Source organism: Rahnella sp. 2050 (assembly GCF_040544515.1).
In the GTDB taxonomy this organism is placed as follows: Bacteria; Pseudomonadota; Gammaproteobacteria; order Enterobacterales; family Enterobacteriaceae; genus Rahnella; species Rahnella aceris.
Map to the genome: position 1 here is coordinate 206,337 of NZ_JBEPKE010000001.1, position 21,827 is coordinate 228,163.

A 21,827-nucleotide genomic window follows, 5' to 3' on the forward strand; every position below is an offset into this window, starting at 1 on the left:
TTACCCTGCTCAGCCCCCAGGTGTCAGGCTATATCACCGACGTTAAATAACGCGACGGGTAACTTCACCAAAATCTCACAACGTATCGCGGTGCGCATTGAACTGGAACCGGGACAGCAGCAAAGTAACCGTCTGCGTCCGGGCATGTCCACCATGGTCAGCGTAGATACTGCACAGGCCCCGGTCAGCCAGCAGTATTAGCCCCGGGAAAATCGGAATAATAGCGCTGTGCCACGTCAGGATGTGAGCGCAGCCGCCCTTTCAGATAATTGAAACCCACATCGCGGAATAACGGATTCAGCGGATCGCTTGCCTCTCCCCGCGCTTCCTGCGCCAGTTCTGCGGGCAACGGGAATAATGGCACAACAGCATCAAGCTGAGCGCCAAGGAAAAATGCCAGCGACAAGCGTTCGCCGCCTTCCGGTGGCGAGACAACCCGATGTACCGTAGCGCGCAGATAGCCGTTGGTGGCAAGTTCCAGTAACTCGCCGATATTTACCACCAGCGTATCAGGGACCGGAAACGCGTCGATCCACTGGTTTTCTTCCACTTCCACCTGTAAACCGCGCTGTTCATCCTGCAAGAGAAAACTGAGGAATCCTGAATCCTTGTGCGCACCGACTCCCTGATTTCCGGCGCCCACCGTGCGCCCCGGATAACGGATCAGTTTGATATGTTCATTAGGCTTTTCGCCATACAGCGGATCAAACGCGTCTTCCGGCAGTTTCAGCGCCAGGGCAAAAGCCCGCAGCAGACGCAGCGACATGGCCGTCATCTCCCGTTGCCAGCGCAGTAACAGCGGGCGCAATTCCGGCAATGCTTCCGGCCATTGATTCGGCCCCTGCAATCTTGCCCATGCAGGCGTACTCTCTGTGACCGGCAGTTTTGGCCGCTCGGCACCGAGATCAAACTGTTCGCGCCAGTCCGGCTGCCCCCGGGTAATCTCCGAGGCGGCCCGGTTATAACCGCGAAAGTGTGGCGAGTTGATCATCGCCACAGCCAGTTTGTCTTCCTGGGGCAGTGCAAAGAATTGTCGGGCAACCCGCTGAACATCCTTCAGTAACTGCGCATCAACGCCATGATTTTTCAGGTAGAAAAAACCAATCTCACGCGCCGCATAACGCAGTTGCGCAAGGAACGCTTCCCGCTGACCGGGCGTTGCAGAAAACTGACTGAAATCGATCAGAGGGATAGAGGGGGATGTCTGGCTCATCGCGTAGTCCGCCGTGATGTTATTAATAATTATCAACGCTATCACGGTTGCCGGATGACAGACCAATAGCCAGATGGTCTGGTTTATACTTCAGGGTTATGAATGAGAGGCAGAAAACAGCCAGCCCTTCCGTGGACAGGCCGCTGATTTTTAATGACTTAAGACTTATTGCCAAGATAGTGATACACCACCGCCAGATCCTTCCCACCATAACCGCCATCGACCGCACCCTGCCAGGTCTGACTGATACGTTTCATCATCGGCAGTTCAAGATTGCTGCCCGCTTCCAGCGCCAGATTGATATCTTTCAGGGCCCAGGTCAGCTGCATCTGCGGGGTGTAATCACCGCTTTTGAACATCTCCATTTTGCCCCTGATATACGGCGCAGCAAGCGGACCGCCTTCCAGCACATTCCACAGATCGTCGGGGGTGAAACCCAGCGCTTCGGCAAGTTGCGTAGTTTCTGCGATACCTTCCATCATGGCAATCAGCCAGGCATTGACCACCAGTTTCATTCTGGATGCACGCCCGGCTTCGCCCAGCCATTTTGTCGCTTTGGAAATGGCGGCAAATACCGGCTCAATAGCCGCACCCGCTTCGCGATCCCCGCTGGCCAGCACCACAATTTGCGCCTGCTCGGCCGGTGCTTTCGTCCCGGAAACCGGTGCATCAAAGAACACCACATCAGGACGCAGCGTTTTAATCAACGTCATCAACGATTCAGTCGCGTCTACACCGAGCGTTCCCATTTGAGCGATAATGCCGCCCTGTTTCAGGCCGGCAAGCAAACCGTTGTCACCCTGATAAACGTCAAGGGACGTTTTGCCATCGGACAGCATTGTAATCACCACATCCGCCCCTTCAGCGGTTTCACGCGGTGTCCGGCCGCGTGTCGCACCGGCTTTCACCAAATCATCACCCCGTGAAGCCGTCCGGTTCCAGACGCGGGTATTGAACCCTTTTTTGATCAGGTTAGCGGCGAACGCGTGCCCCATTGCGCCCAGCCCCAGTACGGCGACCGTGGGTTGTTGCTGACTCATGCCTGACTCCTTACGTAAACAATGTATGTTGTAAAAAGGCTAACACCCCGGCGCGCTGTCCGGGCATTGGCTTCTGTAAGCGAATGCAACAGAAAGGCTGATATTACTTAACCTCTGCTGAGTAAGTGGCGTAACATACGCGCTTTCGCGCCTGGCATTTAATATTGATTTATTCAGGCAGCTTATGATTTGACTGATAATTTTCAGGAGTGGCAAGCATTATGAGTAAAGTTGTTTTGATCGGGATTGTTTCAGTCATTTTCGTTTTGATGGTGCTGATGTTGGGCTCTGTGTATATCTACCCGTGGTGGATGCAGCGCTCCACAGAAGGCGCGTGTGCCGATATCAGCAAGGACAATGCCATCGATACGGTCACCCGTGATTACATGGAAAACCGTATCCCTAACTGGGGCAACGATAAAGACAACATGGGCACGTCGGTGCCGGTTCTGAATTTCATCAGCGATGACGCTAAAGAAGACAAAGGGACCTATAACATCCCGTTCAGCGCGAAAGGTCCGAACGGCACCCTGGGTTATGTCGCGCACTTTAACTGTTCCAATCACTACGTGAAATATTCGACGGTGGAATAAATCCAGCCGAACACCCTGGGCTTGCGGCCGTCACCCCGCCCGCTGGAACACAGACTCCGGCAACAGCGCGCAGTGAGAAAAACGCAGGATTCCAGGGGGTTCGTTTCAAATTCTTTGAGCCACTGTGGGCGGCAACCCACAACCTTGACCTGGATTCTAAATTTAAAAGCGCTCCGGAGCGCCCGCTCAGGCATCAGCTAAGCCGATTCCCTCTCCACCAGCCCCGGTGGCACAATAATATTCTGCGCTTCCAGATTCTGCCCGCCAATCCTCAGCAACAAGCGCCTGGCCGTTGCGTGGCCGATTTCCCGTGCGGAGTTCGCAATGGAGGTCAGCGGAGGCTCGGTCAGCTCCGATTCCGGTGCATCTTCCATACCTATCAGGGCAATTTTTTGCTGGAAGAAACTGTCTACTGCCCCGCCGCCGACTTGTGCGCCGGTGCGCAGAACGCCGAAATAGGCACCCAGTGCGACAGAAGATTTATGGCAGACAATCGCGCTGATTTTCGGATAGCGGGATAATAAGGTTTCGGCAGCATCGGCGGCACATTTTTGCTGATAGTCACATTCGATAATCCATTCAGTGCGAAATGGCAGACCGTATTGCAGCAGTGTGGCGCAGAAGCCGCCGAGACGTTCGGCACGGGTTAACGAATTGCTCAATCCGCCAAGATAGGCGATTTGTTTGTGGCCCTGTTTGATCAGATATTCCGTGGCCATTTTCGCCGCAAGCATATTATCGGGACGGACAACGTCAACCCCCTCAATACCCCCGGAGCGCGCGGCACAAATCAGCGGGACGCCATGTTCTTCGGCCTTTTCTCTCAACCCACCGAGGGTATTCACGCCACCGGCGATCACAATGCCGTCCACGCCGTGGGTCAGCAACGTATCGAAACAACGCATCAGCCCTTTACCGGACGGGCCGCTTTGCAGCAGAAATAACACTTTGCCCTGCGCTTCAAACATCTCACTGAGACCGGCGGTCATTTCGGCATAAAACGGTTCACAGATATCGCGGACTATCAGCCCGACCACGCCGGATTCTCCGCCGCGCAGCGTACTCGCCTGCCGGTTGCGCACAAAACCCAGCGCATCAACCGCCCGGTTAACCCGTTCTGCGGTTGTCTGGGAAATCCGTCCCTTGCCGCTGAGCACCAGTGAAACCGTGGTCACGGACACTCCCGCGTGCTGCGCCACATCTACGATCGTGATTTTTTTAGGGTTCATCGGGTGTTGCCGTTGATTTGAAATGCCATGAAACAGGATCCCTGCCCGCCCGCTTTACTCGAAGGCTGGAATAATTAGCGTGGTCAGACAGTTATACCTAATTCCACTCTTTGAGTAAAACGTTTAACCTTCCTTTCACCAGCGTAGTGCAAGCATCATTAAATATTGTGAGGTACGACACGTATTATTTAGGTAAAACGTTTTATCTTAGCCGCCATCAAAAGCAGCTTAATAAAACAACTCATGGAGCGGGTATGCCTGCAAATAAAAAACAACGTGTCACACTTTGGGAATTCTTCCAAAGCCTGGGGAAAACTTTCATGCTTCCGGTCGCCCTGCTGTCGTTCTGCGGCATCATGCTGGGCATCGGCAGTTCGTTAAGCAGTCATGATGTGGTGACGCTGATCCCCGCATTAGGGAATCCGATCCTGCAACTGGTTTTCGTCTGGATGAGCAAAGTCGGATCGTTTGCCTTCAGCTTCCTGCCGGTAATGTTTGCTGTCGCTATCCCGCTGGGCATGGCGCGTGAAAACAAAGGTGTGGCGGCTTTCTCCGGCTTCGTCGGTTTCGCCGTGCTGAATCTGGCGATTAACTTTTTCCTGACCGCCAACGGCACATTGCCGACCGTCGACCCGATGGTGCTGAAAGCCAATAATATCCAGATGATCCTCGGCATTCAGTCTATCGACACCGGTATTCTGGGCGCAGTGATTGTCGGTATCATCGTGTACATCCTGCACGAGCGCTACAACACGATCCGTTTGCCGGATGCGCTGGCCTTCTTCGGCGGCACGCGTTTTGTCCCGATTGTCACCACGGTGGTGCTCGGTCTGGTCGGTTTGCTTATCCCGCTGATCTGGCCTTTCTTCGCTGCTGGCATTAACGGTCTGGGCCGCCTGATTCAGGGCGCAGGGGTATTTGGTCCGATGATTTTCGGTTCCGGCGAGCGTCTGCTGTTACCTTTTGGTCTGCATCACATTCTGGTTGCACTGATCCGCTTCACCGAAGCTGGCGGTACGCTGGATGTCTGTGGTCGCGAAGTCAGCGGCGCGCTGACCATCTTCCAGGCGCAGCTTTCCTGCCCGACCACGCACGGTTTTTCTGAAAGCGCGACACAGTTCCTTTCTCAGGGCAAAATGCCTGCGTTCCTCGGCGGCCTGCCGGGTGCTGCACTGGCGATGTACCACTGCGCGAAACCTGAAAACCGTCATAAAATTAAAGGCCTGCTGATTTCCGGCGTGGTTGCCTGTGTGGTTGGCGGCACCACTGAACCGATCGAATTCCTGTTCCTGTTTGTTGCGCCGGTTCTGTACGTGATCCACGCCATTCTGACCGGTCTGGGCTTCACCATCATGTCAGTTTTGGGTGTGACCATCGGCAATACTGACGGCAACATCATCGATTTTGTGGTCTTCGGTATCCTGCACGGCACTGCCACCAAGTGGTATCTGGTGCCGGTTGTGGCGGCTATCTGGTTCGCGGCTTATTACGCCATCTTCCGCTTCTCCATCACCCGCTTTAACATTAAAACCCCGGGCCGGGAATCTGAGAACATGCCTGCTGCCGCAGCGGTGCCGTCTTCCAGTAAATCTGGCTACAACGTGCCGGTTATTCTGAGCGCGCTGGGCGGTGCCGGTAATATCGTTTCTCTGGATAACTGCATCACCCGCCTGCGTCTTTCCGTGGCAGATATGTCGCTGGTCGACGATGCCACGCTGAAAGCCAACCGCGCCATCGGTGTTGTGCATCTTAACGAACACAATCTGCAAGTGGTGATTGGTCCGCAGGTGCAATCAGTGAAAGATGAACTTGATTACCTGATCCGCACCGCGGCGAGTCAGCCCGCGCCGGAACCGGCTATCGCGTAATATGATTAACAGGGCGACTCCGGTCGCCCTTTTCTGCTTTATTCAAGGAGTGAAAAGAATGACTTTTGATTTCTCCACCGTTACCGACCGTCATGGCACCTGGTGCACCCAGTGGGATTACGTTGCTGACCGTTTCGGCAGTGCAGACTTACTGCCATTTACCATCTCCGACATGGATTTCCCCGCCGCGCCCTGCATTCTCGATGCGCTGCAAAAACGTCTGCAACACGGCGTGCTCGGTTACAGCCGCTGGCATCACGATGATTTCCTCGGCGCGGTGGCGCACTGGTATCAGCAACGTTTTAACAGCCAGATTGACCGCGAAATGGTGGTTTACGGCCCGTCAGTGATTTACATGGTTGCGCAACTGATCCGCCAGTGGAGCCAGCCGGGCGACGGCGTGGTGACATTTACGCCCGCCTATGACGCCTTCTTCAAAGTTGTGGATGGCAATCAGCGCCAGATGCTGGCCTGTCCGCTGATTAAAAACGCTAACGACTGGGCGCTGGACGCAGAACATCTGGAAAGTCTGCTGGCGCAACCGGCCTGCACTTTGCTGTTGCTGTGCAGCCCGCATAACCCGACCGGTAAAGTCTGGACGCGTACAGAACTGGCGCTCATCTCAGAACTTTGCGAACGCCACAACGTGCGGGTGATCAGTGATGAAATCCACATGGATATGGTCTGGGGCGAAAACCGCCATACGCCGTGGAATGAAGTCGCACGCGGTGAATGGGCGTTACTGACGTCCGGTTCGAAAAGTTTCAACATCCCGGCGCTGACCGGCGCTTACGGCCTGATCAGCCATCAGGCCCCGCGCGAGGCGTATCTGCAGCAGCTAAAATCCTGCGATGGCTTATCGTCTCCGGCAGTGCTGGCCATTCATGCGCACGTTGCCGCGTATCATCACGGTGAACCCTGGCTTGACGCGCTGCGGGAATATTTACAGGGCAATCTGCAATACGTTGCGGAACAACTGAACGCCGCCTTCCCGCAGCTCAACTGGCAGCCGCCGCAATCCACCTATCTGGGCTGGATTGATTTGCGCCCGCTCGGGCTTGACGATAATCAACTGCAAAATGAGCTGATCGAACATCAAAAAGTCGCCATCATGCCGGGTTATACCTACGGCGAAGAAGGCAACGGCTTCCTGCGCCTGAATGTTGGCTGTCCGAGATCGAAGGTGGAAGCGGGTGTTGAAAAATTAATCAATGCCATCAGGGAGTTGGTCTAAGCTCCTCCCCCTGCGAAGGGGGAGGACGGGAGGGGGTTTTAAGGGCAAACACCTGGTCGATTCACACTTCAACCTCCTGATATTTCTTTAATACCCCACCCCAACCCTCCCCTTCGCAGGGGAGGGAGCAAATTCAAAACCCTTCTTGTTGCGCAACTAAATACAGTTATAATGCCCCGCACATTTCAATAATAATGAGTGCACACCATGATCGACACACGCCTTCCCCTGACCGACATTCACCGCCACCTTGATGGCAACATCCGCGCTCAAACCATTCTCGATTTAGGCCGTCAGTTTAACCTGACCTTGCCTGCCAATGAACTTGAAGCCCTGCGCCCGCATGTCCAGGTGATGCATACCGAACCGGATCTGGTGAGTTTTCTGCAGAAACTCGACTGGGGCGTAAAAGTGCTGGGCGATCTCGATGCCTGCCGCCGTATCGCCAAAGAAAACGTTGAAGATGCGGCGCGTGCCGGTCTGCATTATACCGAGCTGCGTTTCTCCCCGTATTACATGGCGATGAACCACAAACTGCCGGTCGCTGGCGTGGTGGAAGCAGTGATTGAAGGGATCCGCGAAGGTCAGCAACATCATGATATCGATGTGCGTCTGATTGGCATTCTGAGCCGTACCTTTGGTGAAGATGCCTGCCAGCAAGAGCTTGAGGGTTTGCTGGCGCACCGCGACGGCATTACCGCACTGGATCTGGCCGGTGATGAACTGGGTTTCCCCGGCAGTCTGTTCCTCAGCCACTTTAACCGTGCGCGTGACGCAGGCTGGCGCATTACCGTGCACGCCGGTGAAGCCGCAGGGCCGGAAAGCATCTGGCAGGCGATCCGCGAGCTGGGCGCAGAGCGTATCGGTCACGGCGTGAAAGCCGCACAGGATCCGCAACTGATGGATTTCCTGGCGAAGCATCAGATTGGTATCGAATCCTGCCTGACTTCCAACATACAGACCAGCACCGTGGCCTCTTTTGAGCAGCATCCGCTGGCGATTTTCCTGCGTCACGGCGTGCTGGCTTCAATCAATACCGATGACCCGGCGGTTCAGGGCATTGAGATTGCTAACGAATATAACGTCGCCGCACCGGCTGCCGGGCTGACGCCAGACGAGATCCGCAAGGCACAGGAAAACGGCCTGACCATGGCGTTCCTGACCGACGCTGAAAAGCAGGCCATTCGCGACAAAGTATCGGCGTAACGCTTTCTGTGACAATAAAAAAGGGCGGGAATAATCTCCGCCCTTTTCTTTTCGATTCAACCTGTCAAACCGTTTTTACTTCTTCTTTCTTCAGCAGTGCCGCGGCTTCTTCACGTGCCACACGTTTGGCATAGCGTGAGGCCAGTACCGCGCACACCATCAACTGAATCTGGTGGAAAATCATCAGCGGCAGCACCATCGCCCCTACTGCAGCAGCCGGGAACAGCACGTTCGCCATCGGAATACCGTTCGCCAGACTCTTCTTCGACCCGCAGAACACAATGGTGATTTCATCTTTGGTGTTAAAACCAAACAGACGCGCCACGTAAGTATTGATGATCAGCACAATAGTGAGCAGAACAACAGAACAGCCGAGGATCGCCAGCAGCGACCAGCCGTTGATCTGATGCCAGATCCCCTGCACCACCGCTTCACTGAACGCCACATATACCACCAGCAGAATCGATGAACGGTCAGTGACGTTGACGATTTTCTTGTGACGCTGTACCCAGCCGCCAATCAGCGGACGACAAAGATGCCCGATGATAAACGGCACCATCAGTTGCAGCACAATAGAACCGATGGCGTGCAGGGTGTCAGTGGTGCCGCCCTGTGTATGCATCAGCAGGCCGACCAGCACCGGCGAGAGGAACACGCCAAGAATACTGGATGCCGACGCGCTGCAAATAGCCGCCGGAATGTTACCACCCGCCACCGAAGTATAAGCAATCGCAGACTGCACGGTCGCAGGTAGTGCGCAGAGATACAGGAAACCGTAGTACAACGTCGGCGTCAGGATCCCCACCGGCACCAGCCATTTCATCCCCAGACCGAGCAGCGGGAACAACGCGAAGGTGCTGAGAAACACCACTACGTGCAGACGCCAGTGGCTGATACCCGCCATGATCGCTTCACGGGAAAGCTTCGCACCGTGCATAAAGAACAGCAGCGCGATAGCGGCCGTGGTCAGGTAACCGAAGAAGGTTTTATAAATGCCTTCACACGGGAAAAATGAGGCGACCACGACAACACAAACCAGGATCAGCAAAAACTTGTCGATTTTCAGACGTTGTAACCAGGACATGAACCTTCCTTGCAAAGTGAATAACAAATGAAAAATAAAAGTGCCACCAAAGTGACACTTAAGAAGCGTAGACGACGTGTTAGTTCTTGATGACTTTCAGGGTCGCCTGTTGTTCTGAGGACTGCATCCCCAGTTCGAGCATTTCCATCACACGGATAGCATCCGCCGCCGGAACCGGATTGTCGCCCTGTCCGTTAATGGCATCCCGCACCCCGGCATAATAAGCCGGGTAATTGCCCGGAATGGTCAGCAGCGATTTTTCCGCCAGTACGCCGTCGTGGCTCAGCGTAATCACACCATCGCGCTTGTCGAATCCCCAGTCAGGCTGTGGCAGACGTTCACCGGCTTTCAGGCGGTCCTCCTGCGGATCCAGCCCGAATTTCACGTAGCTGCCCTTCTCGCCCTGCACGATAAAACGCGCAGTTTCGGCAACCGCATACACCGTACTGTGCAGCACCACGCGACGGCGCGGATAGGTCAGCACCGCGTTGAAATAGTCCACGGCTTTACCGCCGGGGCGCAGTACAGCCAGATCCGCCTGCAACGTTTCCGGCAGTCCGAACAATTGCAGCGCCTGATCCAGAAGATGCGAACCCAAATCGAACCAGATGCCGCTGCCCGGCGCATCACTTTCACGCCAGCGCTGCTGAACCTGCGGTTTGTAACGGTCGTAATGGGATTCGAAATAGACGATATCGCCGAGCGCACCTTCTTCAATCAGCGTTTTAACCGTGAGGAAATCTGAATCCCAGCGACGGTTATGAAATACTGACAGCACCTTGCCTTTTTCACGCGCCAGCGCGTCAAGCTCGCGGGCTTCCTCAAGTGTTACGGTAAAGGGTTTATCCACGATAACGTGCTTACCCGCTTCCAGCGCCAGTTTCGCCAGCGGGAAATGGGTGGTGTTGGGCGTCGGGATCACCACCAGTTCAATGGACGCATCGGCAAACAGCTTTTCCGGCGAATCTACCACCTCCACATTGGGCCAGTCCGCATGGACTTTGCCCGCATCGCTGCTGGAAACCACCGCCAGCTCGAGGCCGGGCGTGCCATCAATCAGGGGTGAATGAAAGGTTTTACTGGCGAAGCCGTAGCCGACGAGGCCGGTACGCAGGGTCTGGGTCATAGGATTTCCTTTATTTAACGGTCTTACCCGCTGGAGTCTAATCATCTGATTTGACACCAGCCACGCAGGATGAACAAGTGAAAAATTTGCCCTGTCTCTTTGCACCGCCCCCTGCGAAGGGGGAAGGAGTTACCGCCCGATGAACGCATTAATATCTCGCGCCAGATCCAGCCGCATCCCCTGCTCCCATATCCTCTCTGCCTCTTCCTCCGACATCACCCGTGTCGCCAGCGAGATAAACTTCTGTTTAAGTTGCTCATCAGAAACCGGATTACCCGGTGCACCTAGCGCGACATCAACCCGCAGGGTTTGCGACTGGCCAGAACGGGTGAAGAGCGTGACATCCGGCTCGCCGTCGGCGCTCAGGGTGTCGTCTTCCCGCAAATCAATCCGGCGGATCATCTCCAGCAAGGCCGGATCCTGACGTTTATCAGCGTCATACGCCGCCAGCCCTGCGTGTCCAAAGACCACGCGGGCGGCGATAGCGTAGCGGATACTCATCTGCGCGGCGGCCAGCGTGGCGATTTCGTTGTCGCCGCACATGCCGTTGAGGAACGGACACAAGCGCACAACGATTTTTTCGATATCCGCCGCGCCGGCATTCAGTCTTTCCAGCAAAATGCCGGTGGCGTCAATGGCTGAATGCGTGCCACGACAGGAGGCGTAAGGCTTGATGGAACAACGTTCCAGCTTCCAGATTTCCCCCAGTTGCGCGGTCAGCGCTTCCGGCGTTGCACTGGCAGGGGCCAGCGTGGAAAGGAATCCTCCCCATTTATCCCCGAATAACTGCGACGGGCCGCTGATGCCCTGCCTGGCGCTCAGCGCGGCCAGCACACCGCCTTCGGCAGCACGTCCGGCGTGCAGTTTTTTACTCTGCGAACCGTCGTGGATAAACGCCCACAAGCCGCCGCTGAAACTGCCGGAGATGCCTAACGCCGAACTGATTTGCGCCGCATTCAGCCCCATTAATTTTCCGGCTGCCGCCGCCGCACCAAACACGCCGCAGGTGGATGTCGAATGCCAGCCTGCGCCGTTATGTGGTGAATATCCGCCACAGGCTTCCAGCACGCGGCGCGCCACGTCATAACCGATCACGACCGCAGTGATAAACGCTTTTCCGCTGACCGGTTGCGGGCATAACGGCAGTACTGCCAGCAAAGCCGGAATCACCACCGCGCCGGAATGATCGCAACCGCCGGTATCATCAAGTTCCAGCGCATGCGCCGCCACGCCGTTAAGCAGCGCGGCGTTGCGTGGCGACGTCAGTTCGCGACAGCCCCACACCGACGAAAGCGGCAATGCGCCTTCACCGAGGATCATCGCCGCAACCTGTTTTGCAACATCGCTGGCGGATCCCACCAGCCCCGCGCCGAGCGTGTCGAGGATATGCCGTTTGGCGCGTTCAACAAGCCGTGGCGGCAAATCCTCAAAACGGGTATTCACCACGAATCCGGCCAGAACCTGCTGTTGTGAAACATTACTCATAGCTGACTCCCGGCGCGGTGTGTTGCATCCAGATTTGCGCCGGATGCGACGCCTCGTTTTGCGGCTGATTCTGCGACCACCAGTCCGCGACTTCGCCGGCCGTCGCCACCCAGACGTCCGGGTGCGAAGTGATGTAATCCAGCAGTTCCGCCAGCATACCAATGCGCCCTGCCGTGCCGATCACTTCCGGATGCAGGCGCAGCACGTAACACAGGCCAAAACGGTGGAAGCCGTCGAAATCCATCTTCATATTGCCGAGGGTATGGCGGTAAGAGGCAATCCGCGACTGCGCCGGAGGCACCGCCGGGCTGAGGTTAAAGGCAAAATACGGCTCGTCTTCCATTTCATAATGCAGCGGCAGTTCCACCAGCCGCGACGCCAGACCATCCTGCATCGGCTGGAAATAGGGTAAATCATCACCGCGCCAGCCGGATGTCCAGCTGAATCCTTCATCCGCCAGCACATCCGCAAAGCCCGGCGCCCAGTTACCGGCGGGCAAACGAAAGCCGCGTGGCACTTTACCCGTCAGCGCTTTCAGCGCCGCTTTACCCCGTTGCAGGCTGTCAGTTTGCTGATGCAACGACAGGCCGTCAAAATGGACGAATTCATAGCCACAGCTCGCCAGTTCGTGACCGGCACGGTCTATATCACGGATCTTCTGCGGGTTTTCATCCGCCACCATGCCCGGCACACACCACGAGCTGCGCAGGTTTTTCTCCTCCAGCAAACCCAGCAGCCTGTCGATGCCGCGCAGCGTGCCATAACGCCAGACGGACAGCGTTTTTTCGCGTCCGGCCACCGCAGGCACCTGACTGAGAATGCCGTGAATATCATTGAAATCAACAGTAATCACCACCGCAGAGCGGTAACCTGCGGGCCAGTTTTGTTCAGTCATTGGCATGCTCCTGCATCCACCAGTGCGCGACGTCCCGGCAACGTGCAAACCACACGTCATCCCGCGCTTTCAGGTGAGCAAAAAATGCGTCAAGTAGCATAATGCGTCCGGGTTTTCCGCTGATTTTTGGATGGAACAACGTGGTCAGGCTCAGCCCTTCATCCATTGCGCCATCGAATTCACGACACCAGTTATCCAGCGTCAGTTCATAGCTGGCGGTACGGTCTAAGCCTGAGGGGAAATTCGGCTCGCGGGTATAGGCAATAGAAGCGTAATCGTCCATTTCCCAGCGGCCCGGGATTTCCACCAGCGGGCGATCATGCCCCGCAACGTTGATGAGATAAGGCCGGTCGTCGCCGCGCATACTGCTGGAATAGGTCACGCCCGCCTCCAGTAACATGGCGGGGGTTTCTGCATGCCAGTCACCGGAAGGCGTGCGAAAACCCTCGGCACGGATGCCCAGAAACTGCCAGAAAATCTCGCGGGATTTCTGCATCACCCACAACTGTTTCTCCGCGCTGATGGCGTAAAAAGACTCATGACGGTAACCGTGATACGCCACTTCATGGCCGCGTCCGACAATCGCCTGACACTGTTTCGGCCAGTTCTCCACGACCCACGCGGGGATGAAAAATGTCGCCGGAAGCTGGTGGTCATCAAGCAAATCAAGAATGCGCTCCAGCGCGCGGTAGGGTCCGTAAGCGCCGAAGGTAAAGTAATCCGCTTTCTGCCAGAGGGTGCCGTTAAGCATCGCATCACCGGTCGGGCCGTCGAGGTCAAACGCCAGCGCCATGCAGCCGCGTTTGTTTTGCGGCCATAAACTGGCCGCCTGTTGTGAAATCGTCATGAGTCAGTCCGTCACCTGAGGTTATTTGCCTTTATTGATGGTCACTTCCTGGATTGCACCATCCTGCAAACCCCATTTGGTGAGGATTTTCAGATAGGTACCGTCGGCGATCATGTCGGTCAGCGCGCCTTTTACCGCGTCAATCAGCGGCTGATCGTCCTTGCTGATCCCCATACCGGTCACCTGATAGGCAAAAGCTTTGCCCAGCGGTTTATAGGTGTCTTTCTCCAGATTCATGATGTACGGCAGGGTTTCGCTGCCCTGCACCACGCCTTCAATACGCCCCTGACGCAACTGGGTGCGCGCATCCGCCGTGCCTTCCGCGCCAATCACCACGATGGCGGGCTTACCTGCCGGAACACAGTTAGCTTCACTCCAGGCCGCAATTTCAGCCGGGAATGTGGTACGGCGGCTGGTGCCGACTTTCTTGCCGCACAAATCCAGCATGGTATTGATTTCTTTGTGCGCGACGGTGGTATAGAACTGCGGTCCGCTGTTGTAGTAATCGACGAACGTGGCGATGTCCTGACGCGGTTTGGTGTCGGTCATACCGGATAAAATCATATCGACACGATGGGTGGCGACGGCGTTAACCATCTGTTCAAAGCCGATTTCCTGCCAGCTGATTTTGCGGTTCAGGCGTTTGCCGAGTTCCATGCCCAGATCGTAATCCATGCCGGTCAGATTACCGGTGGCCGGATCTTTGAATTCCAGCGGCGGATAGTTCGGCATCATCGCCACTTTAATTTCGTCTTTTTGCTTCAGCTCCGCCGCGCTGGCGACAGAAACAGCGCCGTTCAGCAGCACGCCAGCGGTAATGAGGGACAACAATGTTTTTTTCATGAAGGCATTCCCATAGTCAAAAGTTAACGTCAAAAGGGTCAGATCAGGACGGCAGAAATAAAGTTCTGCGTCCGTGGATTTTGCGGGTTGAGCAAAATGTCTTCCGGATTACCACTTTCTATAATTCCGCCCTCGTCCATGAAGACCACGCGGTTTGCCACTTCCCGCGCGAAACCTAATTCATGCGTAACCACAATCATGGTCATGCCTTCTGCCGCCAGGCCGCGCATCACCGCCAGCACTTCGCCCACCATCTCCGGGTCGAGCGCCGAGGTGGGTTCATCAAACAGCATCACTTTGGGTTTCATCGCCAGCGCCCTGGCAATCGCCACGCGCTGTTGCTGGCCGCCGGAAAGTTCCAGCGGATAAGCATCACGCTTATGCGCCAGCCCGACGCGTTCAAGCAGCGCCATCGCTTCCTGCGTCGCCTCTTTCACCGGACGCAGCAGCACCTGACACGGCCCTTCGATGATGTTTTCCAGCGCGGTTTTGTCCGGGAACAGATTGAAACGCTGGAATACCATGCCGGTTTTCAGCCGCTGACGGGCAATCTGCCGGTCGTTAAGCGGATACAGCTTTTTGCCGTCCATGCGGTAACCGACCAGTTCGTCATCGACCCAGACGCCCCCGCTGTCGATGCGCTCAAGTTGATTGATGCAGCGCAGAAATGTGCTTTTCCCTGAGCCGGAAGGCCCGATGATGCACATCACTTCGCCGTGTTTAACCTCAAGATTGACGTTTTTCAGCGCCTGAAACTGATCAAAGTACTTATTGACGTTGACGGCTTTGATAATACTTTTCATGGTCAGGCTCCTGTCAGTGGCTGGTGCGGCGGCGGGTGCCACGGCCAAAATAACGTTCCAGACGGTTCTGCCCGAGCGACAGCACGGTCACCACCACCAGATACCAAATGCCCGCCACAAACAGCAGTTCCATTACCCGCGCATTGGCGAAGTAAATGGTCTGCGCGTTATAGAGCACTTCGGAATACTGGATCATGCTGGCAAGGCTGGTGGTTTTCACCATGCTGATGAATTCGTTACCAATGGGCGGGATAATCACCCGCATTGCCTGGGGCAAAATAATCCGCCGCAGCGCATGCAGACGGGTCATGCCGATGGATTTCGCGGCTTCGTACTGCCCGAGATCGACCGAGATCAGCCCGGCACGCACCACTTCCGAGGTGTACGCGCCCTGATTAATGCTCAGGCCGAGCAGCGCGGCGGTGAACGGCGTCATGATATCGACGGTCTGAATGCTGAATACGCCGGGAATGGCGATGACCGGGAAAATCAGCGCCAGGTTAAACCACAGCAACAGTTGTAAAATCAGCGGGGTGCCGCGAAAAATCCACGTATACCCCATCGCCACGCTGCGCAGGACCGGGTTTTGCGACATGCGCATCACGGCGATAATCACCCCGAACACGATCCCCAGCGCCATCGCCAGCACCGACATCACAATGGTATTGCCCAGCCCGAACAGAATGGCTTTGGCGGTCAGGAACTGCGCCACGTACTGCCATTCGATTTTGCCGTGCGCAAAGGCATTCACCAGCAACGCCAGCAGCAGCAGGATCACCACCGAGGCAAAAATCCGGCCGTAATAACGTTGCGGCACGTAGTGATATTCGCTGAGATCAATCTCTGCGCTTTTCGCGCTTTCCGACATTTTCTGATAAGGGGTCATAAGCCTTCTCCCGCCCGGTTATAAAGACAAGCCAGCGTAGCCTGTAGCCCAGTTCGCCTGCGCCTGCAGACGAATTTTCAGCCGCGCAATTTGCTCCGCCACCCGCACCGGCGCCGTGCCGCCTTTGCCGCTGCGGGCGTTGATCGCCGCTTCCAGCGTCAGGCATTCACGCACGTCGGCGCTCAGGCGGGCATCTACTGCCAGTAACTGCGCGTCGCTGACTTCGTGCAGCGCCAGATTATGTTGCTCACACACCTGCACCAGTTTGCCGGTGATTTCGTGGGCTTCCTTGAACGGCACGCCACGGCGCGACAGCCAGTCGGCCACTTCAGTCGCCAGCGTAAAGCCTTCCGGTGCCTGTTCGCGTAAACGCTCAACATTGACGGTCATGGTATCGATCATGCCCGCCATCGCAGGCAGCACTAACAGCAACTGTTCGACGGTATCCAGCGCATTACGTTTGTCTTCGATAAGGTCACGGTTATAGGAAAGCGGCAGGCCTTTCATGGTGGTCAGCATGGCGGTGACGTTGCCAATCAGCCGTCCGCTTTTGCCGCGCGTCAGTTCAGCGATATCCGGGTTTTTCTTTTGCGGCATGATGGAACTGCCGGTGGCGTAGCCGTCGTCCAGTTCAACCCAGCGGAACTGGCGCGATGCCCACAGACACACTTCTTCACTGATGCGGGAAAGATTGACGCTCAGCATACTGCCCGCAAACAGGAATTCTGCGACGTGATCCCGGCTGGCTACGGCATCAATCGAGTTCTCGCAGGCACCGTCATAACCGAGATCTTTGGCGGAGAGTTCCGGGTGCAGGGCAATCGCAGAACCCGCCATCGCCGCCGCGCCCAGAGGCGACAGTGCGCAACGCTTATCCCAGTCCTGAAAGCGTTCAATGTCACGGCAAAAGGACTGCGCATGCGCCATCAGCTGATGCCCGAACACAATCGGCTGCGCCTGCTGAAGATGGGTAAAACCCGGTGCCAGCGTATGAATATGCTGTTCCGCCTGCTTCACCAGTGCAGTCTGAAGTTCGAGCAATGCCGCCACAATCTTGCGGGCGTGGTCGCGCAGGTAGAGGCGTAAATCGTTAGCGGTCTGATCATTACGTGAACGCCCTGCCCGCAGCTTGCCGCCGAGTTCCCCCAGCCGCTCGGTCAGGCTGCGTTCGATAAACGTGTGAACGTCTTCATCCCCCTGAACCGGCTGAATAATCCCGGCACGGAAATCCTTCGCCAGTTGTTTAATAGCCTCCACCATCAGGACGGTTTCATTTTCGTCGAGTAAACCGGCGCGGCTTAATTCATACGCATGGGCGCGGCACCCTTCCAGATCATATTCGGCAAGGGAAAAATAATATTCCGGGCTGCGCGATAATGCGCTTAATGCGGCGGCTGGCCCGTGTTTGAAGCGTGCTCCCCACAGTAATTCTGGCTGTTGCGACATAATTTTTTCCTTGTATGGCATAAATGTTGCAAACCTGGATCCGGTGGCATGTCTGACGGTAAGAGAAAATAAAACCCTTCCGGCAACATGACAAATGACACTGCACAATCTGAGGCTTGCAAGGTAATAACGAGTGAGGCTACGTGAATTTGATGGTGTAGATTTTAAAGGCGGGGGTAAATATTAATTATGGAAAGTCCACTTTCCAAATCAGGAAACACATCACCCGCAAAAAGTGATATTAACCAGCACAGCCTTGGCGTCGCCGATTTAAAACTTTTGCGCGTCTTTAAAACCGTTGTGGAAGCCGGTGGCTTTACCGCCGCATGCAATGAACTGAATATTGGCCTGGCGGCGATCAGTAAACAAATTTCTGATCTCGAAATCCGTTTTGGCATGAAACTTTGCACCCGAGGACGCGAAGGATTTTATTTAACCGAACACGGTAAAGTGGCTTATCAGGCCTGCCTTGATTTATTTTCATCCATCAATCAGTTTCGCGACAAACTCAATCACGCCCGTCATGAACTGTTTGGCGAGCTGAATATTGGCATCATCGATAACACCATCACTGACCCGCAATCGCCCGTAGTCAGTGCGTTGGGTGAGATTTACCGTCAGGCACCGAAGGTCAGTATTCGCCTGCACGCCACTCAGCTGGACGAGATTGAACGCGGGATTATCGACGGACGTTTTACCTGTGGCATCATGCCGGTGTATCAGGAAAAACCGGAGTTTGATTACTATTTCCTCTATCATGAAATGGCTTATCTTTATTGCGGCGACAAGCATCCGCTGTTCAGCGTCCCTGCCGCTGAAATAAAAGAATCACAGATCAAATCGTCGCACATGGTGAATCATTTTTACGCCAATCACAGTAAAAAAAATATCTTTTCGGATGTCACTTCCACGCACGCCATTGCGGTACAAGTCGAAGCCGTCACCATGCTGCTGATGACGGGAAATTATCTCGGATTTCTGCCTGAACATTACGCCAGTGCATTTATGGGCGGAAATAAACTCCGCGCACTGATGCCGGAGAATATTGAAATTGCCACACCGTTCAGCCTTGTACTGAAAAAAGGCGCACCGTTTAATTCGGTGATGACGTTATTTTACAACGCCCTTAAACAGGCATTAATCCCCGTTCCTGAAGCCAGAGCCAGCTGACCGGCTTATGCACCCTTTGTATATCACTGTTTTTCTGCACCCTGAAGGTGCAAAGAAAGTCATGTTGTGGTGCGGATTATCACTTTTAATTATAAGTTCATTTACCTTCTTCTCATTAATTATCTAAAAATGTATAACATCAAAGCCCTGCATGATTTCCTTCTGCGATTTCAACTGTGGCGCAGTAATTGCTTCACCCACTTGTCTATACAGGGTTGCACATTAGGATTTTTATTGGCCGTCTTTTTCTCTTCCCACACCAAGCGAGGAAATTATGTCACCTTCTCAGACCTTTACGGGTTTCTTCAAAAACAAACTGGCTCTGGCCTGTTGTCTTGGCGCACTCAGCACATTCAGCCTGAGCACCTCCGCCGCTGCACCCGAAGCGGGCACGTTCAAAATGGGCATTGAACCCTGGCTGGGTTACGGCCAGTGGCACGTCGCACAAAGTCAGGGCATTTTTAAACAACAGGGGCTGGAGAAGGTCGATATCATTAACTTCGCCGAAGATAAAGACATCAACGCCGCCTTAGCCAGCGGCCAGATCGACGGCGCAAACATTGCCACACATACCGCGATGGCGATGGTCTCTGCCGGTTTGCCGATCAAAGTGGTGCTGTTACTGGATCAAAGTGAAACCGCTGACGCCCTGCTGGTGGGCAAAGACATCACCACGCTGAAAGATTTGAAAGGCAAGCAGGTGGCCTTTGAAGAAGGCACCACCAGCGACATTCTGTTGCACAGCGCCGTTAATTCTGCAGGTCTGAAATGGAGTGATATCACACCGGTGCCGATGCCAGCCGATTCTGCGGGCAGCGCGCTGATTGCCAAACGCGTCACTGCTGCCGTCACTTATGAACCCTATATTTCTGCCGCGAAAAAACAGGACCCGTCGCTGAAAATGCTCTACAGCGGCTCTTCCGATCCCGGCCTGATTGGCGATGTGCTGGTGGTCCGTGATTCCGTACTGAAAGAAAAACCGGGGCAAATCGCTGCGTTGATTAAAAGCTGGGACGCCGCCCTGACCCACTACCAGGCCAATACCACAGCGGATCGCGCCATCATTGCCAAAGCGGTTGGCGCAACGCCTGCAGATCTGGAAACCGCGTTTGACGGCGTGAAATATTACTCGCTGGCGGAAAACAAACAGGTGCTCAGCCATTCCTTCTCCGACCAGACCTTCGCCCACGTGCTCAAAGCAGCCACCGCCGCCGGGCTTATTCCTAAACCGGTAACCGCCGCCGGGGTGATTGACGCCAGCTTCGTGAACAGCCTGCCATGAGTTCGCGTCGTAAACCGCTCAATCTGATGGTGATTGGCCGCCTGCCGTCGCGCAAAGTGTTCGTCGGCATTGCGGTCACGCTGTTCGTGATCCTGTTTCTTGCCTGGGGGCTGGCAACCCGCAGCGGCGCGATCCCGCCGATTTTCCTGCCCAAACTGACCGATGTCTGGCTGAAAATGGTCAGTCTGGCGCAGGACGGCACGCTATGGAGCGACATTAAAAGCAGCCTGTACCGCATCAGTATCGCCTTCGCGATTTCCTCAGTGATGTCGATTGTGATTGGCGTGCTGGCAGGCTGTTACGGTTTCTTCAAAGCGCTGACCGAACCGCTGGTGGACTTTATCCGTTACATGCCGGTGGTGGCGTTCGTGCCGCTGACCATTCTGTGGACCGGCACCGACGATGTGCAGAAATTCCTGATTATCTGGATCGGTACATTCTTCCAGCAGGTTCTGATGGTGATCGACGCCGTGAAACGGGTGCCCGGCGATTTTGTCGGTTTAGGCCGCACGTTAGGCATGCCGGATCGCAAAATCTTGTTCCGCATCGTTTTACCCGGTGCACTGCCGGGTATCTGGGACGCACTGCGCATCAGTCTCGGCTGGGCGTGGACGTGGCTGGTGCTGGCCGAACTGGTGGCATCCACGTCCGGGCTCGGTTACCGCATCGTGGTGTCGCAACGTTTCTTCCAGACTGACACCATCATCGGCTACATCCTGCTGCTGGGTATTCTGGGTTTAATCAGCGATCAGATCATGCGTGCACTTGAGCGCGTGCTGTTCCGCTACAACAAGAGGCGCGCCTGATGTCGGTGTTAACCATTTCCCATCTGCACAAAAGTTTTCAGGTTGGCAAACAAACGCGCGAAGTGCTGCACGACATCAGCCTGACACTGGCGGACAATGAATTTGTTTCGGTGGTTGGCACATCCGGCTGTGGCAAAAGCACCTTATTGTCGATTGCTGCCGGGCTTGAGGATTACGACAGCGGCGACGTTCAGGTGGATGGCAAAACCATTCGCGGCGCGGGCATTGACCGTGGCGTGGTATTTCAGTCTTACACCCTGTTGCCCTGGCTGACAGCGCGTCAGAACATTGAGTTTGCGCTGAAAGCCGCCGGATTCAGCCGCGCGGAATGCCGTGAAAAAGCCAGTCAGCATCTCGAACTGGTGCAACTGACGCAGTTTGCTGATGCCTGGCCCGCGGAGCTTTCCGGTGGCATGAAACAGCGTGTCGCCATCGCCCGTGCGCTGTCTTACCGCCCTAAAATCCTGCTGATGGATGAACCCTTTGGCGCGCTGGATGCCATGACCCGCCATCAGATGCAGGAATTACTGACCGGCATCTGGGAGCAACACCGGCTGACCGTCATGTTCGTCACCCACGATATTGAAGAAGCGGTATACCTTTCTGACCGCATTGTGGTGATGGGTCCCGGCACGATTGCGGCGACTTACGACGTGCCGTTACCGCGTCCGCGCCGTGAGGAACTGACCGCCAGCCCTGAATTCACTGATCTGCAACGCCAGGTCCTGCACACTATCCGCAGCGGCCATCCCCGCGCTGCGCTGGCCTGAT

At 55.4% G+C, this 21,827-nt stretch carries 20 protein-coding genes and 1 pseudogene; 9 read left to right on the forward strand and 12 right to left on the reverse strand.

Features of this window, described 5'->3' with window-relative positions:
- Positions 1-24: 24 nt before the first annotated feature.
- A pseudogene (locus tag ABIC79_RS00875) lies at positions 25-201 on the forward strand (hypothetical protein); the annotation flags it as partial.
- On the opposite strand, the gene ABIC79_RS00880 reads toward ABIC79_RS00875, so the two are convergent.
- Complete coding sequence (locus ABIC79_RS00880; protein WP_354566468.1) at positions 185-1,213, reverse strand: isopenicillin N synthase family dioxygenase; 1,029 nt, start codon at positions 1,211-1,213, stop codon at positions 185-187. The pseudogene ABIC79_RS00875 and the gene ABIC79_RS00880 sit on opposite strands and share 17 nt — an antisense overlap.
- A 158-nt stretch (positions 1,214-1,371) precedes the next feature.
- A complete protein-coding gene (locus ABIC79_RS00885) occupies positions 1,372-2,253 on the reverse strand; it encodes an NAD(P)-dependent oxidoreductase (protein WP_354566469.1) in 882 nt (293 codons plus the stop codon).
- Between the two features lie 221 nt (positions 2,254-2,474).
- Here ABIC79_RS00885 and ABIC79_RS00890 point away from each other — a divergent pair, with 221 nt between their 5' ends.
- Positions 2,475-2,846 (forward strand): YebF family protein, encoded by a 372-nt coding sequence (locus tag ABIC79_RS00890; RefSeq protein WP_037034006.1) that lies wholly within the window; start codon positions 2,475-2,477, stop codon positions 2,844-2,846.
- Positions 2,847-3,043: 197 nt separating this feature from the next.
- Here ABIC79_RS00890 and malI read toward each other — a convergent pair whose 3' ends face one another.
- Entirely contained in the window at positions 3,044-4,075 is a 1,032-nt protein-coding gene (malI, locus tag ABIC79_RS00895) for a Mal regulon transcriptional regulator MalI (RefSeq protein WP_037034005.1), read from the reverse strand.
- Positions 4,076-4,329: 254 nt separating this feature from the next.
- On the opposite strand from malI, the gene malX reads away from it, so the two are divergent.
- The 3 genes from malX (at position 4,330) to add (ending at position 8,383) form a co-directional block, all read left to right on the forward strand.
- A complete protein-coding gene (malX, locus tag ABIC79_RS00900; protein ID WP_013575498.1) occupies positions 4,330-5,943 on the forward strand; it encodes a maltose/glucose-specific PTS transporter subunit IIBC in 1,614 nt (537 codons plus the stop codon).
- A 58-nt stretch (positions 5,944-6,001) separates the two neighbouring features.
- Positions 6,002-7,177, forward strand: coding sequence for a MalY/PatB family protein (locus tag ABIC79_RS00905; protein ID WP_354566470.1), 1,176 nt, complete (start codon positions 6,002-6,004; stop codon positions 7,175-7,177).
- Positions 7,178-7,384: 207 nt separating this feature from the next.
- Complete coding sequence (add, locus tag ABIC79_RS00910; RefSeq protein WP_112198760.1) at positions 7,385-8,383, forward strand: adenosine deaminase; 999 nt, start codon at positions 7,385-7,387, stop codon at positions 8,381-8,383.
- Positions 8,384-8,447: 64 nt separating this feature from the next.
- On the opposite strand, the gene ABIC79_RS00915 is transcribed toward add, so the two are convergent.
- The 9 genes from ABIC79_RS00915 to argH all read right to left on the reverse strand — a co-directional run bounded on the left by ABIC79_RS00915 (position 8,448) and on the right by argH (position 17,798).
- Positions 8,448-9,467, reverse strand: a complete 1,020-nt coding sequence (locus ABIC79_RS00915) for a bile acid:sodium symporter family protein (protein ID WP_013575495.1) — start codon at positions 9,465-9,467, stop codon at positions 8,448-8,450.
- A 79-nt stretch (positions 9,468-9,546) separates the two neighbouring features.
- The gene (locus ABIC79_RS00920; RefSeq protein ID WP_119261626.1) at positions 9,547-10,593 is read right to left on the reverse strand and encodes an oxidoreductase; all 1,047 of its coding nucleotides are present in this window, start codon (positions 10,591-10,593) and stop codon (positions 9,547-9,549) included.
- A 129-nt stretch (positions 10,594-10,722) separates the two neighbouring features.
- Positions 10,723-12,078, reverse strand: coding sequence for an MmgE/PrpD family protein (locus ABIC79_RS00925; protein ID WP_354566471.1), 1,356 nt, complete (start codon positions 12,076-12,078; stop codon positions 10,723-10,725).
- Positions 12,071-12,973, reverse strand: coding sequence for a polysaccharide deacetylase family protein (locus ABIC79_RS00930; protein ID WP_166860311.1), 903 nt, complete (start codon positions 12,971-12,973; stop codon positions 12,071-12,073). The genes ABIC79_RS00925 and ABIC79_RS00930 overlap by 8 nt, the downstream gene beginning before the upstream one ends.
- Entirely contained in the window at positions 12,966-13,820 is an 855-nt protein-coding gene (locus ABIC79_RS00935) for a polysaccharide deacetylase family protein (RefSeq protein WP_037033995.1), read from the reverse strand. Before ABIC79_RS00935 ends, ABIC79_RS00930 begins: the two co-directional genes overlap by 8 nt.
- Before the next feature lie 21 nt (positions 13,821-13,841).
- Entirely contained in the window at positions 13,842-14,663 is an 822-nt protein-coding gene (locus tag ABIC79_RS00940; RefSeq protein WP_013575490.1) for an ABC transporter substrate-binding protein, read from the reverse strand.
- Positions 14,664-14,701: 38 nt separating this feature from the next.
- Positions 14,702-15,466, reverse strand: coding sequence for an amino acid ABC transporter ATP-binding protein (locus ABIC79_RS00945; RefSeq protein WP_013575489.1), 765 nt, complete (start codon positions 15,464-15,466; stop codon positions 14,702-14,704).
- A gap of 13 nt (positions 15,467-15,479) precedes the next feature.
- Positions 15,480-16,352, reverse strand: coding sequence for an amino acid ABC transporter permease (locus ABIC79_RS00950; protein WP_013575488.1), 873 nt, complete (start codon positions 16,350-16,352; stop codon positions 15,480-15,482).
- An 18-nt stretch (positions 16,353-16,370) separates the two neighbouring features.
- Positions 16,371-17,798, reverse strand: coding sequence for an argininosuccinate lyase (gene argH, locus ABIC79_RS00955; protein WP_121019348.1), 1,428 nt, complete (start codon positions 17,796-17,798; stop codon positions 16,371-16,373).
- Between the two features lie 189 nt (positions 17,799-17,987).
- Between argH and ABIC79_RS00960 the strand changes: the two genes are divergently transcribed.
- From ABIC79_RS00960 to ABIC79_RS00975, 4 genes are all read left to right on the forward strand, one after another.
- The gene (locus ABIC79_RS00960; RefSeq protein WP_013575486.1) at positions 17,988-18,968 is read left to right on the forward strand and encodes a LysR family transcriptional regulator; all 981 of its coding nucleotides are present in this window, start codon (positions 17,988-17,990) and stop codon (positions 18,966-18,968) included.
- A 274-nt stretch (positions 18,969-19,242) separates the two neighbouring features.
- Complete coding sequence (locus ABIC79_RS00965) at positions 19,243-20,250, forward strand: ABC transporter substrate-binding protein (RefSeq protein ID WP_013575485.1); 1,008 nt, start codon at positions 19,243-19,245, stop codon at positions 20,248-20,250.
- Positions 20,247-21,056, forward strand: a complete 810-nt coding sequence (locus ABIC79_RS00970) for an ABC transporter permease (RefSeq protein ID WP_013575484.1) — start codon at positions 20,247-20,249, stop codon at positions 21,054-21,056. The genes ABIC79_RS00965 and ABIC79_RS00970 overlap by 4 nt, the downstream gene beginning before the upstream one ends.
- Complete coding sequence (locus ABIC79_RS00975) at positions 21,056-21,826, forward strand: ABC transporter ATP-binding protein (RefSeq protein ID WP_013575483.1); 771 nt, start codon at positions 21,056-21,058, stop codon at positions 21,824-21,826. The genes ABIC79_RS00970 and ABIC79_RS00975 overlap by 1 nt, the downstream gene beginning before the upstream one ends.
- Position 21,827: the final 1 nt, after the last annotated feature.